Source organism: Amycolatopsis sp. VS8301801F10, from assembly GCF_046195355.1.
GTDB lineage: Bacteria > Actinomycetota > Actinomycetes > Mycobacteriales > Pseudonocardiaceae > Amycolatopsis.
The window spans coordinates 8,242,271-8,258,542 of sequence record NZ_CP176065.1 but is presented as its reverse complement, the minus strand read 5'-3'; the positions used below and the strand labels follow the sequence as shown (position 1 = coordinate 8,258,542).

General features: G+C 71.3%; 13 protein-coding genes. 8 read left to right on the top strand and 5 right to left on the bottom strand.

Annotated elements, in window-relative coordinates; translation table 11 throughout:
- Positions 1-2,082: an NACHT domain-containing protein gene (locus F9C11_RS37805; RefSeq protein WP_409182143.1), complete on the top strand. Its 2,082-nt coding sequence runs from the start codon at positions 1-3 to the stop codon at positions 2,080-2,082.
- A gap of 51 nt (positions 2,083-2,133) precedes the next feature.
- Here the strand turns inward: F9C11_RS37805 and F9C11_RS37800 are convergent, their stop codons facing one another.
- The gene (locus F9C11_RS37800) at positions 2,134-3,447 is read right to left on the bottom strand and encodes a DUF349 domain-containing protein (protein ID WP_409182142.1); all 1,314 of its coding nucleotides are present in this window, start codon (positions 3,445-3,447) and stop codon (positions 2,134-2,136) included.
- A 225-nt stretch (positions 3,448-3,672) separates the two neighbouring features.
- Here F9C11_RS37800 and miaA point away from each other — a divergent pair, with 225 nt between their 5' ends.
- Both miaA and dapF read left to right on the top strand, forming a co-directional pair.
- Positions 3,673-4,593 (top strand): tRNA (adenosine(37)-N6)-dimethylallyltransferase MiaA, encoded by a 921-nt coding sequence (gene miaA / locus F9C11_RS37795; RefSeq protein WP_409182141.1) that lies wholly within the window; start codon positions 3,673-3,675, stop codon positions 4,591-4,593.
- A 9-nt stretch (positions 4,594-4,602) separates the two neighbouring features.
- A complete protein-coding gene (gene dapF / locus F9C11_RS37790; RefSeq protein ID WP_409182140.1) occupies positions 4,603-5,436 on the top strand; it encodes a diaminopimelate epimerase in 834 nt (277 codons plus the stop codon).
- A 55-nt stretch (positions 5,437-5,491) separates the two neighbouring features.
- Here the strand turns inward: dapF and F9C11_RS37785 are convergent, their stop codons facing one another.
- The 3 genes from F9C11_RS37785 to F9C11_RS37775 are packed head-to-tail and all read right to left on the bottom strand — an operon-like array spanning position 5,492 to position 9,587.
- Complete coding sequence (locus F9C11_RS37785; protein ID WP_409182139.1) at positions 5,492-5,806, bottom strand: putative quinol monooxygenase; 315 nt, start codon at positions 5,804-5,806, stop codon at positions 5,492-5,494.
- Positions 5,807-5,816: 10 nt separating this feature from the next.
- Entirely contained in the window at positions 5,817-8,324 is a 2,508-nt protein-coding gene (gene valS, locus F9C11_RS37780) for a valine--tRNA ligase (protein WP_409182138.1), read from the bottom strand.
- Between the two features lie 9 nt (positions 8,325-8,333).
- Positions 8,334-9,587, bottom strand: a complete 1,254-nt coding sequence (locus F9C11_RS37775; RefSeq protein WP_409182137.1) for an MFS transporter — start codon at positions 9,585-9,587, stop codon at positions 8,334-8,336.
- A 59-nt stretch (positions 9,588-9,646) separates the two neighbouring features.
- Here F9C11_RS37775 and F9C11_RS37770 point away from each other — a divergent pair, with 59 nt between their 5' ends.
- From F9C11_RS37770 to F9C11_RS37760, 3 genes are read left to right on the top strand one after another with little or no spacing between them, the layout of a single operon-like run.
- Positions 9,647-10,153: an ArsR/SmtB family transcription factor gene (locus tag F9C11_RS37770; protein WP_409182135.1), complete on the top strand. Its 507-nt coding sequence runs from the start codon at positions 9,647-9,649 to the stop codon at positions 10,151-10,153.
- 43 nt (positions 10,154-10,196) lie between these two features.
- Positions 10,197-11,642 (top strand): GTPase HflX, encoded by a 1,446-nt coding sequence (gene hflX / locus F9C11_RS37765; protein WP_409182134.1) that lies wholly within the window; start codon positions 10,197-10,199, stop codon positions 11,640-11,642.
- 53 nt (positions 11,643-11,695) lie between these two features.
- Positions 11,696-12,697: a hypothetical protein gene (locus F9C11_RS37760; protein ID WP_409182133.1), complete on the top strand. Its 1,002-nt coding sequence runs from the start codon at positions 11,696-11,698 to the stop codon at positions 12,695-12,697.
- A 510-nt stretch (positions 12,698-13,207) separates the two neighbouring features.
- Here F9C11_RS37760 and lexA read toward each other — a convergent pair.
- On the bottom strand, positions 13,208-13,867 hold the full coding sequence (gene lexA, locus F9C11_RS37755; protein ID WP_067593639.1) for a transcriptional repressor LexA: 660 nt from the start codon (positions 13,865-13,867) through the stop codon (positions 13,208-13,210).
- Positions 13,868-14,846: 979 nt separating this feature from the next.
- Here lexA and F9C11_RS37750 point away from each other — a divergent pair.
- Positions 14,847-15,440, top strand: a complete 594-nt coding sequence (locus F9C11_RS37750; RefSeq protein WP_409182132.1) for a LysM peptidoglycan-binding domain-containing protein — start codon at positions 14,847-14,849, stop codon at positions 15,438-15,440.
- 307 nt (positions 15,441-15,747) lie between these two features.
- The gene (gene nrdR / locus F9C11_RS37745) at positions 15,748-16,239 is read left to right on the top strand and encodes a transcriptional regulator NrdR (protein ID WP_409182131.1); all 492 of its coding nucleotides are present in this window, start codon (positions 15,748-15,750) and stop codon (positions 16,237-16,239) included.
- Positions 16,240-16,272: the final 33 nt, after the last annotated feature.

The window sequence follows — 16,272 nt, the reverse complement described above, 5'->3', positions numbered from 1 at the left end:
ATGCCGGACGAGGGCGTGCACAACCACATCGGCAGCGTTTACGCGGGCAAGGTCATCCAGGCCCGCGACGTGCAGGTGACGTTCGCCGCCGGACAGCCGGAATTCGATGTCGACGACTACGCGCACGCGGTCTCGCAGTGGGCGCTCGATCTTCCGGTCGCCGGCAGCGCCGAAGCGCCGCTGCGGCTCGGCGATCTGCACGGGGACCAGCTCGTGCGCGCCGCGGCCGGCGGACCGGTCGGCACTTTCTGGGAAATGCTGCGGGAGCACCCGAATCTCGTCCTTCGCGGCGACCCGGGCGCCGGGAAGTCGACCATGCTCCGCTGGATCGCGCACTCGCTGGCCCAGCGGCAGCTGAACGGGCAGAGCCCGGACTGTCTCCCGGTCCTCGTCCACGCCCGGGTTTTCCGGCGCGGCTCCCCGCTCGCCGCGGCGATCCGCGCGGCGGTGCTGGCGGAACTCGGACCGCTGCTGCTGGACGATCTGCCTTCGGACCTCTTCGCCCAGCCCGCTCCGGGCGACCGGCCGTGGCTGGTGCTGGTGGACGGGCTCGACGAACTCTCCGGCGCCGACCGGCTGCACCTCGCGTTCTCCGCGATCACCAGCGCGGCGCGGCGGCACGGGTTTCTCCGCTTCGTGGTCGCGACCCGGCCGGTGCCCACGGTCGATCGCGCCGAGCTGCCGATCTTCGACCTGCTGGGGTTCGGGGAGGATTCGCTCGCCGAGTTCGCCCAGCGGTGGTTCGAGGCCCGCCGGATCCCGGAACCCGCGGTGGCCGCCGCCCTGCTGATCCGGCACGTCCGCGAGCGCGAGATCGGGAGCTGGGCGGGGAAGCCGCAGGTCGCCGGGCTGTTGTGCGGCGAGGTGGTGCGCTCCGGAGGCCGCAATCTCCCGGTCGCCATGGTCGATCTCTGCGACCTGCTGGTCCGTGCGCTGGGCGCCAGCCGGGTCGTGTCCGTGCTCGAGCGGGCCGCGGCCGAACGGTACTTCCGGGACGCGGATCTGCCGCTTCTGGACAGTATTCGGGGCGAAGTTCCCGGTTTGGACGCCGCCGCGGTGCGGAAAATGCTGCGGGGCAACGAAATGTTCGTCGCGACGCCGGGCGGGATCGACTTCAGCCACGCCACGGTGGAGGAGTACTTCGCGGCTCGGTTCGTGGTGCGCCGCTTGGCCGCTGCCGCCGCCGAAGAGCGGTTCGAGGCGGTAGTGCGGATAGTCGACCTGCTGTCGCCGGGCTACGCGTTCGCGGTGTCGCAGGTGCCGCTCTTCGCCGTCGAGATGTGGGGCAGGCGCGGGCTCGACCCGAACGACCTGATCCTGGATTTCCTGTACAGCGCGCCGGAAAAGTTCTGGTCGCTCGCCCGGCGGCTTCGCTCGGCGGGCGTGGTTTTCGGCGAGACGCTGCTGGCCGAGTTCTCCGAATCGACCCTCGGCATCGACCTGGACGAGGGCGACCGGCTGGGCACCGCGGAGACCCTGCTCGACCTGGACGAACTGAACGGAATCCGGCGGCTGCTCTCGATCGCCGCCGACGCGGACCTCCAGGACGCGGTCCGCCTCGACGCGATCGGGCAGGCGGTGCGCAGGAGCCCGGCCGCCGCGGCGGCGATGAACTTCCTGGTGCGGGCCCGCGAATCGAGCTGGGAGTACCCGGACAACGAAGCTGCCGCGCTCGAGCTGGCGGCCACTGGCGGGGAAGACGACGACCGGCTGGCCGGGCTCGACTTGATCGCCCACTGCGAGGTTCTGCCCGACGAGGTGCGGTTGCGCGCCGCCTGCGTCGCGGTACAGGCCGAAGGGCACGAAGCGTATCTGCGGCTGCTCAAGCTGCGGTTCGGCGGCAAGCTGACCGCGCTTCTGGGCGAGGAGGCGGTGCACGGGCTCGTCGAGGCGTGCACGGTGCTGCGTTCGATGGCCGCGGATTCCGACCTGCCAGCCGAAGTGCGGCTCGAAGCGGCGGACGAACTCGCCTATGCCTACGACGACTCCGCCGCGGAAGCCTTCCGCACCCTCGCCGAAGACCCGCACCTGACCGAATCGCACCGCCGGCGCGCCGCCGAAGCCCTGGCCGACCTGGACTGAAGGCGAAAGGGCCGGTACCCGCGGGTACCGGCCCTTGTCCCGCGCTCGAACTCAGCGATCGGCGACCGCGGCTTCCGCGGCCTCCAGCCATTCCCGCCACTGGGCGGCCTGTTCCTCGGCCTTCTTCGCCCGCCGCTCGTCCCCGGCGGCGCGGGCCTTCGCGGCCTGCGATTCGAACTGCTCGACGCGCTCCCGGAACTGCGCGGCCCGCGCCTGCGCCTCCGGGTCGGTGCGGCGCCAGCGGCTGTCCTCGGCCGACTTCACCGCGTCCTGCACCGCCTTGAGCCGTCCGTCCAGTTCGCGGATGCGCTCGCGCGGGACCTTGCCGATCTCGTCCCACTGCTCCTGGATCCGGCGCAGCGCCGCCTTGGCCGCGTCGAGGTTGGCCGCCACGTCGATCTTCTCGGCCTCGACCAGCAGTTCTTCCTTGCGCTGGGCGTTGCCGGCGAACTCCGCGTCGCGTTCGGAAAACACTGCCGAGCGGCGGGCGAAGAACGCGTCCTGCGCCGCGCGGAACCGCTGCCACAACGCCTCGTCGCTGTCCTTCGGAGCGCGTCCGGCGGCCTTCCACTCGGCCATCAGCTCCTTGTACCGGCCCGCGGTGGCGCCCCAGTCGTCCGAGTCGGACAGCGCCTCGGCCTCGGCGATCAGCTCTTCCTTGCGCTGCTTCGCGCTCGCCCGCTGCTTGTCCAGCTCCGCGAAGTGCGAGCCGCGGCGGCGGTTGAACGCCTCGCGCGCCTTCGAGAAGCGCTTCCACAGCTCGTCGTCGGTCTTGCGGTCGACGCCCTTGACCGTCTTCCACTCGTCGAGGATCGCGCGCAGCCGGTCGCCCGCGGCCTTCCACTGGGTGGACTCGGCGGCGATCTTCTCCGCCTCGTCGGCCAGCGCCTGCTTGCGCGCGACCGCGGCGGCCCGGGCTTCCTCGCGTTCGTGCTTGACGTTGACCAGCGCCTTCTCCGCCAGCCCGATCACGTACTCGAGCCGCGCGGCGAGCGCCTTCAGGTCGCCGACCACGGCCGCCTCGCCGAGCCCGTCGCGGATCTGGGTGGCGCTCGACAGCGCGTGCTTCGGGTCGCCCGCGCCGGAATTCAGCCGCGTTTCGAGCAGTTCGACCTCGGTGCGCACGTCGTCGAAGCGGCGCGCGTAGTGCAGCAGGCCCTCCTCGGGCGTGCCGGCCTGCCAGACCCCGACCTCGCGTTCGCCGTCGGCGGTGAAGACGTAAACGGTGCCTTCCCCGTCGACCCGGCCCCAGGTGGCGGGACTGGGCTCGGCGGGCGGCACCGGAGGCGCGGCATGACCGGCGCCCTGCGCGTGCGGCACCGGGTGCGGTGCCGGGGTGCCGGGGGACGTGTTCTCCTGGGCCATCGCAGGCTCCTTATCGCCTGTACGCCCGCGGCTGCGGGCGCCCCGCCGCGGGAGCGGGGCCGGGTTACGCTGGTGTCGTGCTCTGCCGGGGGCATGGGGCCCCAGCGGCATTCAAGCAGCTCAGCGCGCGCCGTGGTACTGGATGAGCCGCCTGAAAGCGTTGATCCTACTTCTCCTTGACGCTCCGTGCCCGCGTCCCGCCCCGGCCGGGTACCGTTCTGCGGCGTGATCAGCCCTGCTCAACGGCCTCGTCCGGTGGCCGTCGTCGGCCCCACCGCCACCGGGAAGACCGCGTTGGCCGTCGAACTCGCGCTGGCGCTGGGCGGCGAGGTGGTCAACGCCGACGCGCTCCAGCTCTACCGGGGCATGGACATCGGCACCGCCAAAGCGACCGCGGAGGAACGGCGAGGGGTCCCGCACCACCTGCTGGACGTACTCGACGTGACCGAGACCGCGTCGGTGGCCGCCTATCAGCGGGACGCCCGGAGCACGATCGAGCGGATTCTCGCCGCGGGCCGGGTTCCGGTGCTGACCGGCGGCTCCGGGCTGTACGTGCAAGCGGTGCTGGACGATCTCCGGTTCCCGGGCACCGACCCCGCGGTGCGCGCACGGCTCGACGAGGAGGCCGCCGAACTCGGCACCGCCGCGCTCTACACCCGCCTGGGGGAGCGCGATCCGGTCGCCGCGGCGGCGATCCTGCCCACGAACACCCGGCGCATCGTGCGGGCGCTGGAGGTCATCGAGATCACCGGCGAACCGTTCTCGGCGAACCTGCCGAAACCGGGTCCGGCGCGCTGGGACACCGTGCTGATCGGGATCGACCGCGAGGTCGCCGAGCTGGACGAGCGCGTCGACCTGCGGGTGGAGCGGATGTTCGAGGCCGGTCTCGTAGACGAGGTGCGCGCGTTGCTGGGCCGCGGTTTGCGGGACGGGAAAACGGCTTCGCGGGCGCTCGGCTACCAGCAGGTGCTGGCCGAGCTGGACGGAGAACGCGACTTCGCGGCAGCCGCGGCGGCGACCGCGCAGGCCACGCGGCGGTTCGTGCGGCGGCAGCGTTCGTGGTTCCGCCGCGACAAGCGGATCCAGTGGTTCGACGGCGGATCGGCGGACCTGGCCGCGCGGGTCCTCGCCGCGCTCGACCAGTAGCCTGGACGCATGGGCGGCATCGAATTCCTCAAGGGCCACGGCACGCAGAACGACTTCGTGCTGCTGCCCGACGCGGCCGCCCGCCTGGACCTGACGGCGGAGCGGGTCGCCGCGCTGTGCGACCGGCAGCGGGGCATCGGCGCGGACGGCGTGCTGCGCGTCGTCCGGGCGAAGGCGATCGGCGAAGAGTCGGCAGGCGAGTGGTTCATGGACTACCGCAACGCCGACGGGTCGATCGCCGAGATGTGCGGCAACGGCACCCGCGTTTTCGCGCGCTACCTGGTCGACGCCGGGCTGGCCGAGGCGGGCGAGTTCGTCATCGGCACCCGCGCCGGCGACCGGCCGGTCGTCGTGCACCCGGACCGTTCGGTCACCGTGCAGATGGGCCCGGCGGCGATCACCGGCACGTCGGTCACCGTGGTGGCCGGGCAGCCGTTCTCCGGGGTGGCGGTGAACGTCGGCAACCCGCACCTGGTGTCGGTCACCGAAACCGACATCGCCGGCCTCGACCTGCGCGACCAGCCCGATTTCGACCACGATTTCTTCCCGGCCGGGGTCAACCTGGAATTCGTCAACGTGCTCGGCGAGGGCGCGCTGCGGATGCGCGTCCACGAACGCGGCGTCGGCGAGACGCGCGCCTGCGGCACCGGCACGGTCGCCGCGGTGGCCGCCTCGCTGCACCTCGCGGGCAAGGACACCGGCGAGTCCACAGTGGACATCCCGGGCGGCCGCGTGACGGTCACCGTCGGGCGCGGCGAATCCACGCTGACCGGGCCGGCCGAGATCGTGGCCCGCGGCGAGCTGGACGAAGCCTGGTGGGCCGCCGCCGGTTCGCCGGCCTGAGCGGCAAGCCGGGGACAGAACCCCGGCCCGCCGCTCCCGGCCGGCCGCGGCGGAGTCAGCTCGCCGGCGGGATTTCCCGGGGCCGGTCGTACATCCGCACGTCGCGGTCGACGGTCAGCGGCAGCACGCGGCCCACGCCGATCTCCCGGAAGTGGTCCGACTCGCGATGCGCCTTGAACGCCGCGTCGTCGGCGTACTTCTCGATGCTCACGTACCGCCCCGGCGTTTCGTCGGAGCGGAACACCTCGTACGACAGGCAGCCCGGTTCTTCGCGGCACGCGGCCGCGAACTCGTGCAGCACCCGGCCGAACTCCTCGGCGTTCTCGGGGCTGCTGGACACATCGGCGACGACGAGCACGTAGGAATCCACGAAAACCACCCTACGGGGTCGCGATCTTGACCTCGAGCGAAAAGTCGCCGTCGCTCGTGGCGACCTCGCCGATCGCCCCGGCGAGCCGGACATCCGAGGCCACCGCGGCGAACCGGGTCAGCGTCTCCGCCGGGCCGCCCACGGTCAGCGTCTCGACTGGCGAGCGCATCGACACCTTCGCGTCCGTCTTCGCCCGCCGCACTGCCGCGATCACCTCGCCCGCCAGCGTCAGCAGCGACGGATCACCGTCGACCACCGGCGCCGACGGCCACGGCGCCCGGTGCACCGACCCCTTCTGCCACCACGACCAGATCTCTTCGGTGGCGAACGGCAGCACCGGTGCGAACATCCGCACCAACGCCGACAGCACCGTCCGCAGCGCCACCTGTGCCGATTCCGCCGCCTCCGCGCCGAGATCGCCGTACGCGCGGGCCTTCACCAGCTCCACGTAGTCGTCGCAGAACGTCCAGAAGAACGTCTCGGTCACCTGCAACGCGCGCGCCTGGTCGAGCGCCTCGAACGCGGCCGTCGCTTCCTCGAGCACCTTCGCCAGCGCGGCGAGCACGGACCGGTCCAGCGGTTCCGTCGCGGCCGATTCCGGCTGGGGAGTCCCGAGGCCGAGCACGAATTTGCTTACGTTCAACAGTTTCGTCGCCAGCCGTCGCCCGACCTTCATCTGGCCTTCGTCGACCGCCGTGTCCACGCCCGGCCGCGCGCTCGCCGCCCAGTAGCGCACCGCGTCGGAACCGTGCCGCTCCAGCAGATCCGCCGGCGTGACGACGTTGCCGACCGATTTCGACATCTTCTTCCGGTCCGGGTCGAGCACCCAGCCGGAGATCACCGCGTCGCGCCACGGCAGCACGCCTTCCTCCAGCTCGGCGCGGACCGCGGTGGAGAACAGCCAGGTGCGGATGATCTCGTGCGCCTGCGGCCGCAGCGAGAACGGGAACACGCGGCGGAACAGGTCGTCGTCGAGGCTCCAGCGCCCAGCGATCTGCGGCGTCAGCGACGACGTCGCCCAGGTGTCCATCACGTCCGCCTCCGCGACGAAGCCGCCCGGCACGCCGCGCTGTTCTTCGGTGTAGCCCGGCGGAACGTCGGTGCTCGGGTCGACCGGCAGGCTCGCGTCGTCCGGCGTCAGCACCGCGTCGTGGTCCGGCTCCCCGTCGGCGTCCAGCGGGTACCAGACCGGGATCGGCACGCCGAAGAACCGCTGGCGGCTGATCAGCCAGTCGCTGGTCAAGCCCTCGACCCAGCTGCGGTAGCGCACCCGCATGTGCGGCGGGACCCAGTTCAGCTCCTCGCCGCGCTCCAGCAGTTTCGCGCGCAGGGCGTCGTCGCGGCCGCCGTTGCGCAGGTACCACTGGCGGCTCGTGACGATCTCCAGCGGCTTGTCGCCCTTTTCGTAGAACTTCACCGGATGCGTGATCGGCCTCGGCTCGCCGCGCAGCGCGCCCGCCTCGCGCAGGAGGTCCACCAGGATCTGGCGTCCAGTGTGGACAGTCTTGCCCGCCAGCGGTTCGTATCTGGCGGCCGGAACACCGTGCGGCGGTTCGGAGCGGAACCGGCCGTCGCGGCCCAGCACCGGACGCGTTTCGAGCTGCAGCGCGCGCCACCAGGTGACGTCAGTGGTGTCGCCGAAGGTGCACACCATCGCGATGCCGGTGCCCTTCTCCGGATCCGCGAGGTGGTGCGCGTGCACCGGCACCTCGACGCCGAACACCGGCGTGCGCACGGTCTTCCCGACAAGGCCTTGGTAGCGCTCGTCGTCCGGATGCGCGACGAGGGCGACGCACGCGGGCAGCAACTCGGGCCGCGTGGTGGAGATCAGCACCTCCGCGCCGTCGTCAGCGGTGAACACGAGGTCGTGATACGCGCCGGGACGCTCGCGGTCTTCCAGTTCGGCCTGCGCGACCGCGGTGCGGAAGGTGACATCCCACAGCGTCGGGGCTTCGGATTGGTACGCCTCGCCGCGCGCGAGGTTGCGCAGGAACGCGCGCTGCGAGATTTCCGTGGTGGCCGGGTCGATCGTCTGATAGGCGAGCGTCCAGTCCACCGAAAGCCCGATGCTCCGCCAGACCTCCTCGAACACCTTCTCGTCGGTTTCGGTCAGCTGGCGGCACAGTTCGACGAAATTCCGCCGGGACACCGGAATCGCGTTCTTGCCGGGCTTTTCCGGCGGAGTGAAAGACGGGTCGTAGGGCAGCGACGGTTCGCAACGCACGCCGAAATGGTTCTGCACGCGGCGTTCGGTGGGCAGGCCGTTGTCGTCCCAGCCGACCGGGTAGAAGACCGAACGGCCGCGCATCCGTTGGTAGCGCGCGAGAACGTCGGTGTGCGTGTAGGAGAAGACGTGCCCGATGTGCAGCGAACCGCTCGCGGTCAGCGGCGGCGTGTCGATCGAGTAGACGTCCGGGCGAGTCCGGTCGAACCGGTATACGCCTTCGCGTTCCCACACCGGTACCCATTTGGCGGCCAGGCCGTCGACGCGGACTTGGTGCGGGATCTTCTCGTTCATGCCCGCACTTTACGGGGCGGGTACAGCGATTTCCCCGCCCGCGGGCAGGTCCCGCATGCGCCGCAGCGGCGAGCAGATCACCCACAGCGCGCCCGCGACCGGCCCGACGGTGCCGATCGCCAGCGCGCCGGCGAGCCCGAGCCATTCGCCGAGCCCGCCGCCCAGCAGCCCGCCGAGCGGCAGCGCTCCCCAGACGACGAACCGGACGCTCGCGTTCATCCGGCCCAGCAGCCGATCCGGCGTGATCGCCTGCCGGTAGGAGACCTGGGCGATGTTGTAGAGGATCACGCCGAACCCGAACGCGGCCATCCCCAGCCCGGCGAGCGCGATCCGCCATTCCGGGCCGGCGAGCAGGATCAGGATCTCGCCCGGCCAGAACAGCACCGGGACCAGCCAGATCGACCGGGCCTGCCCGATCCTGCGGATGATCGGCCCGGCGCACAGCGCGGCCGCGATGCCGCCGACCCCGCTCACCGCGAGCAGGCCGCCGACCTCGGCCGGCTTCAGCCCGGCGGTGCGGGTCAGGAACAGCACCTGGACGGCCTGGACCACTCCGCCGAAGAAGTTGGAGGTGGCGGTGCAGGCGACGATCGCGCGCAGCGGCCGGTCGGCGAGGACGAACCGGAGGCCTTCGAGCATCTGCGGCACCAGGCGGTCGTGCTCGGTGCGTTCCGGGAGGGTTTCGACGGTGCGGATGCGCCACAGGCACAGCGCGGACGTGAGGTAGCCGAGACCGGTGACCAGTACCGTGCTGGCCGCGCCGATGACCTGCACGAGCACGCCGGCGAGGCTCGGTCCGGCGATCTGCGCCGACGACTGCACGCCCTGCAGTTTCGCGTTGCCTTCCAGCAGCTTTTCGCGGCCGACCAGCGCGGGCAGATACGCCTGGTAGGAGACGTCGAAGAACACCGTCGCGAAGCCGACGAACAGCACGACCGCCAGCACCTGCGCCATGGTGAGCACGCCGGCCCACCAGGCGAGCGGGACGCTGAGCAGCAGCACCCCGCGGACCAGGTCGGCGGCGAGCATGAGCGGCCGCTTGCGCATCCGGTCCACCCAGACGCCCGCGGGCAGGCCGAGGACCAGGAAGCCGAGCGTCTCGGCCATGGTCAGCAGGCCCATCTCGAACGGCGTGGCGGCCAGGGTGACGGCAGCGAGCAGCGGAATGGCCGTGACCCCGACGAACATCCCCAGCTGGCTCGCCGTGTCCCCGGCCCACAGCCTGCGGAAATCGGCGTGGAAGAACAGTGAGTCACGACGCACCCGATCGAGTGTCGCCGAGTGATTGGAAAGTGTCAATCACTTTGCTTAGGCTGCTCTCCATGTCGCTGCACCGACGTCCCTCCACCGAAGCCGAGGCGGCCGCGCTCGCGTCCGGAATACGGCTGCGCATCATCCGGTTGACCTCTTTCGAGGCGATGACGAACAAGGAGCTGGCGGCGCGGCTCGGCCGCGACCCGGCGACCACGCTGCACCACGTGCGGCGGCTGGTGGACACCGGTTTTCTCGTTCCGCAGGAACCGCGCCGGGGCGCGCGCGGGGCGAAGGAGATCCCGTACCTGTCCACCGGGCTTTCCTGGCAGCTGGACAACGCCGGCGAGGACGCCGTCTCGGTCAACCAGGCCATGCTCGAGGCCTACCTGGCAGAAATGGCCGAGGCGGACCTGGCGGAGACCGAGACGACCCGGCTCGTGGTCCAGGTGCCCGCCGGCGACGTCGCGGAGTTCAAGCGGCGGCTCGACGGATTGCTCGAAGAATTCAAGGCCAGACCGCGTGATCCGGCCTCGGAACGCACGGCCGTGTACGTCTCGGTCTATCCCAGCAGGTAATCCGTTCGGTTCCCGCGGCGAAACGTGGGACCATGGAGGCACGATGACAGAACAGACACACGAAGACTTTTACGACGACAACGACCCCTACGACCCCTCGGTCGGGGAGATGGAGCTCGAGGACCGCGCGTCGCTGCGCCGGGTCGCGGGCCTGTCGACCGAGCTCGAGGACATCACCGAGGTCGAGTACCGGCAGCTTCGCCTGGAGCGCGTCGTGCTGGTCGGCGTGTGGACTGAAGGCACCGCCCAGCAGTCCGAAGCGTCGCTGGCCGAACTGGCGCGACTGGCCGAGACGGCGGGCTCGGAGGTGCTCGAAGGCCTCGTCCAGCGGCGGCAGAAGCCCGACCCGGCGACCTACGTGGGTTCCGGCAAGGTGCGCGAGCTGCGCGACGTGGTCGTGGCCACCGGAGCCGACACGGTGATCTGCGACGGCGAGCTTTCGCCCGGCCAGCTGCGCCAGCTGGAGGAGAAGGTCAAGGTCAAGGTGATCGACCGGACCGCCCTGATCCTCGACATCTTCGCCCAGCACGCCCGCTCCAAGGAGGGCAAGGCGCAGGTCGAGCTGGCCCAGCTGCAGTACCTCGTCCCGCGGCTGCGCGGGTGGGGTTCGGCGCTGTCCCGGCAGGCAGGCGGCCGCGCGGGCGGCGCGAACGGCGGCGTGGGCCTGCGCGGACCTGGTGAGACGAAGCTGGAGACGGACCGGCGGCGGATCAGCAAGCGCGTGGCGAAGCTGCGCCGGGAGATCGCCGCGATGGACACCATCCGCGAGACCAAGCGCGGCAGGCGCGTGGCCAACGAGGTGCCGAGCGTGGCGATCGTCGGCTACACCAACGCCGGCAAGTCGAGCCTGCTCAACGCCCTGACCGGGGCCGGAGTGCTGGTGGAGGACGCGCTGTTCGCCACCCTGGACCCGACCACGCGCCGGGCCCAGACGGCCGACGGGCGCACGTTCACGTTGACCGACACCGTCGGGTTCGTGCGGCACCTGCCGCACCAGCTGGTGGACGCGTTCCGCTCGACGCTGGAGGAGGCGGCCGACGCCGACCTGCTCCTGCACGTCGTGGACGGGTCCGACCCGGCCCCGGAGGACCAGGTCAACGCGGTGCGCGAGGTGCTCGCCGAGATCACCCGCAGCCGCAAGGAGCCGCTCCCGCCGGAGCTGCTGGTGATCAACAAGGCCGACGCGGCCGACGACGTCACCCTGGCCCGGCTGCGGCACGCGCTGCCCGGTTCGGTGCAGATCTCCGCGCGCACCGGTTCGGGCGTGGCCGACCTGGCCGAGGTGCTGGCCGAGCGGCTGCCGAGGGCGGAAACGGTGATCGACGTGCTGGTCCCGTACTCGCGGGGCGAACTCGTGTCGCGGGCGCACGCGGAGGGCGAGGTGCTGGAAGAGGAGCACGTCGCCGACGGCACGCGCCTGAAGGTGCGGGTCCGGGCCGACCTCGCCGCGGCTCTGCGGGCGTTCGAGACCAACGCCTCGGCGCTCTGAACGTCTTCCGTAGTGCACGGTCCGAACGGGCCGTGCACTACGGAGGTGAACTGGTGCGGGTCGTCCTGGCACTGACGGCTGTCTTGCTGCTCGCGGGCGCGGTCCCGGCCGCGGCAGCTCCTGCTCCCGAAACGCTGTGCCAGGTCGCGGACAAGCGCCTCAACGAGCTGTCCGGCTTGGCTTCCGACGGCGAACACTGGTACGCGATCAACGACGGCGGCACGAAGGTGCAGGTCTTCGTCCTGGACCGGAAATGCCAGGTCAAGGACGTCCTGACGGACCCGACGGACCCCTACGACGTCGAGGACCTCGCCCGCGGCAAAGACGGCACGCTGTGGCTGTCGGACACCGGGGACAACCGCGCCAAACGTGAAACGGTCGCTTTGCTGGAGCTGAAACCGGCCGGTGGCGCGGCAGTCGTGCACCGCCTGACTTACCCGGACGGTCCGCACGACACGGAGGCTTTGGTCCTGGACCAGTCCGGCACGCCGTTCCTGGTGACCAAGGACCTGCTGGGCACCTCGAAGGTCTACCGCCCTTCGGGCCCGCTGGCGGCTCCGGGACCGACGAAGCTGGAGCAGGTCGGCACCCTGCGAGTCCACAGCACCGACACCCCAGGCGGCCCGGTGGGCTCGTTCGGCTCGGCACTGATCACCGGAGGCGCGACCAGCGCGGACGGCAAGGTCATCGCACTCCGGACTTACACGGACGCGTATTTGTACGCCGCTCCGGACGGGGACGTGGCAGCAGCTTTGCAACGAGAGCCGGTCCGGATCCCGTTGCCGAACGAGAAGCAGGGCGAGGCCATCGCGTTTGAACCGGACGGCACGTTGCTGTCCGCGAGCGAAGGCGTCGGAGAACCAGTGCGGGCAATCAAGAACGCGACGGCGTTGGTCACCCCGCAAGCCCCTGCGCCGAAACCCGGCGGTGCCGCCACGCCACAACCAGCGGAGCCGGACTCCGGCGGTTTCCCGCTCGTCCCGGCTGCCGCCGTTGCCGCGGTGGTGGTGCTCGGTGCTTGGTTCTTGCTGGCGAGGAAACGCCGCCGTTCCTGACGCGCTGTTCCCGATGGGCACCCGTTCCTGACGCGCTGCGCCCGATGGGGCACCCGTTCTTGATGCACTGGTCTGGGCGCGGTGCTTTCTTGACGCACCGCCGCTCTTGGCGTGCCGCTCCGGTCGGGGGTTGCAGTTGCGGAGCTGTTTTTGTGTGCCGCTTCGATCGGGGAGCTGTAGTTGCGGTGCCGTACTTGGTGCGTCGCTCCGATTGGGGAGGTGCTGTTGCGGTGCCGTACTTGGCGTGCCGCTCTGATCGGCGAGCTGTAGCCCGCGATGCCGTTCTCGGCGTGCCCGCTCCGATCGATGAGCGCAGTGGCGGCGCCGTTCTTGGCGTCTGGCAAGACGCGTCCCTGGCACCGCCGCCATTGACGCGGTCCCGCTTCGCCCGCGCCGCTGCTTCTGTCCTGGCGCTGCGCCTGACATGGCGCAGCCCGCAGCTACCGGCAATGCCCGAGCCCTGATGCTCGCCCCCTCGCCCCGGACCGGGGGAGGGGGCCAAGCCACGGCTCAGAGTCGGCGCAGTACCGCCACGACCTTGCCCAAGATCGACGCGTCATCGCCAGGGATGGGTTCGTACGCGTCGTTGTGCGGCATCAGCCACACGTGTCCGTCCTTGCGCTTGAACGTCTTCACCGTGGCCTCGCCGTCGATCATGGCGGCGACGATGTCCCCGTTCTCCGCGGCGGGCTGCTGCCGGACCACGACCCAGTCGCCGTCGGTGATCGCGGCGTCCACCATCGAATCGCCGGTGACGCTCAGCAGGAACAGTTCGCCCTCGCCGACGATTTCGCGCGGCAGCGGGAAAACATCCTCGACGGCCTGTTCGGCGAGCACCGGACCGCCTGCCGCGATCCGGCCGACCAGCGGCACGTAGGCCGCCTTCGGCACGGACGGCTGCTGGTCCATCTCGATGCCCATCGGGTTGTCGTCCGTGGACGCGAGCACGCCCACCGCGCGCGGCCGGTTCGCGTCGCGGCGCAGGTAGCCCTTGCGCTGCAGCGCGCGCAGCTGGTGCGACACCGACGACGTGGACGTGAGCCCCACCGCCTCGCCGATCTCGCGCACGCTCGGCGGGTAGCCGAATCGGCTCACCCACGTGCGGATGACGTCGAGCACCTGCTGCTGGCGGACGGTCAGCGTCTCGTCCACGTCGTACACCTCCGGCATGGCGCTCACCTTCCCCGTGCTCTCGTGGCCGGACTCGCGCGCGGATTGTGCGGACGCCTTGCCTCGCGAGGCCCCCTTGGCCCCTTTCGCCGCGGTGCCCTTCACCGTGTCCTTCTCCAACGCTGCGTCGCCTCCAGCCGTCCCGCGGTCGCCGTGTCGGCGTCCCGCGCGTGTCCGCGTGCGCCGGTCCGGAAGCCGCGTTTTCCGCGACCGCCCGTCCGGCGGCACCCGCCGGAGCCGGTCCGGCAGATGTCCTGGTCACCGACGTTAGCCACCCCGCGCGACGATTTCAAACATCTGTTCGATCGACACGCCGTGTCCTCTCGATTTTGTCGGTGCGGGGTGGTAGACCTTCGCACGGACGTTCGATAGAACGCCTGTTCGATCTGGACCGCTGCGGCGCAGGTGAACGGCCCGGACCGGACGGATCCGCAGGTCACGAGGAGGTTCCGCGATGTCGATCCTGGCAGATCGAGGGCTCGTCCGCCCGCTACGGCCCGTCCCCGCCGTCCGCCCCGCCGAGGGCGGCCCCACGCCGGACGGGGCGGCCCCGACCCGGAGGGAACCCGGCTCCGGCGGTCCGGCACGCCGTTCGCGGCGGCGAACCGAGCGTTCAGACGCCACCCGAAAGGATGGTGTTCCGGGGGAGGCCGGAGCCGAATCGGGCGCTGATCCGGGCTCGGCGGCAGTTTCCGCGGAGGTGGTGGAACTCCGCGGCCGGACCGGAGCCCGGCGCGGTCTTGGCGCGGAACGGCCCGGCGAGGGTTCGCGCGGCGAGGCTGGACGGCGGCGTGCCTGGCGGGCGGCGGAGGAGGCTGGGCTTGCCGGTGGCGAGCTAGTCGAGTCCGGGCGGTCAGCGCGGGGCGCAGCGGCCGGACGCGGAGGTGCGCCGTCGGCGGGGGAGTCGGGTGGCTTCGCGCCCTCCGTCGGGCGGGGTTTCCGGTCGGCGGGCGAGGCTGTCGCGCCGCGGTCCGCCGCCGTGCGGTCCGCCGAGCGAGCGGGGTTCCAGACGTCGGCACCGTCCGCCGAGCGGGCCGGATTCCAGACGTCGGCAGCGTCCGCCGTCGAGACCGAAGAAGCCCCGGCCCGCAACCCCCGCGGACGCACCCCAGTCCGGCATCTGCCCGCCGCTGTCCCGGCCAACCCCGCTCGCACCACGCGGGAGCGGCGGGGCGAGTCGTTGCGCCCGCCGTCCCGGCAGCGGGTCGTCGCCGGACAGCGCGGCGGCTCGGCTTGCCAGGCCGCGGCCCGGCCGTCGGTGCGGTGGCCCTGGCTGTTCGCGATCGCCTTCGCGGCCTGCCTCATCGTCACCGGGCTCGGCGTGTTCGGCGCCGGAGTGTCCAGCGGCCCGGTGCCGACGCGGACCGCCTCCGTTTCCGTGCAGCCCGGCGATTCGCTCGGGGCTCTCGCCGCCCGGTTCGCGCCGGATGCCGACCAGAGCGCGGTCGTCGAACGCATCAAGGAGCTCAACAACCTCGACGACACCGCCCTGCTGCCCGGCATGCCGCTCACCGTTCCGGTCGCCTGGTCCGTCGCCGGGCCGGGCGGGGAATCGGGCGCCGTCGGGTCATGACTCTCGGAAACCACCCGGTCGCATCTTGCGCAACCGGTCTTTCACCCTCTCGGGTTTCTTGCGTCCGCCCCGGAGGCGATCTAAGGTCTACCCCTATATCTAGTAGTTACACCGCTGTAGTTGGTCCACAGGTAGGGGTAGACTGGCGGCAGTTGTCCACAGCCGGCCGGCAGTTGCCCACCGGATGTCCACAGGTCGATCACCAGGCGCGGGGTCGCGCGCGGTGACCGCGGTCCAGGCCGTAGCGTGGCGGCAGGGGCCGGTCGGGACAGGAATCGACCGGCGCGGAGGGGAAGGTGATCGGCGGATGAGGTGCCCGTTCTGCCGGCATGCGGACTCTCGGGTCGTCGACTCCCGAGAGGTGGACGAGGGACAGGCGATCCGGCGGCGGCGTTCGTGCGCCGAGTGCGGACGGCGTTTCACCACGTCGGAGACGATGGTGCTGGCCGTGGTCAAACGGTCCGGCGCCACCGAGCAGTTCAGCCGGGACAAGGTGGTCAACGGCGTGCGGAGGGCCTGCCAGGGCCGTCCGGTCGACGACGACGCGCTGCAGAAGCTCGCGCAGCGCGTGGAGGAGTCGATCCGGTCCGCCGGGCTGGCCGAGATCCCCAGCCACGAGGTCGGCCTCGCCATCCTCGGGCCGCTGCGCGAACTGGACGGCGTCGCGTATCTCCGGTTCGCCAGCGTCTACCGCTCCTTCTCCTCGGTCGAGGACTTCGAGAAGGAGATCTCCGATCTGCGGAAAGCCATGGCGGGAACTGCGGACGACCAGGAAGGCGAGCGCGCCGGGGACGACTGAGCCGTCACCGGTCGCGGGGAGCGAGGGACAGGA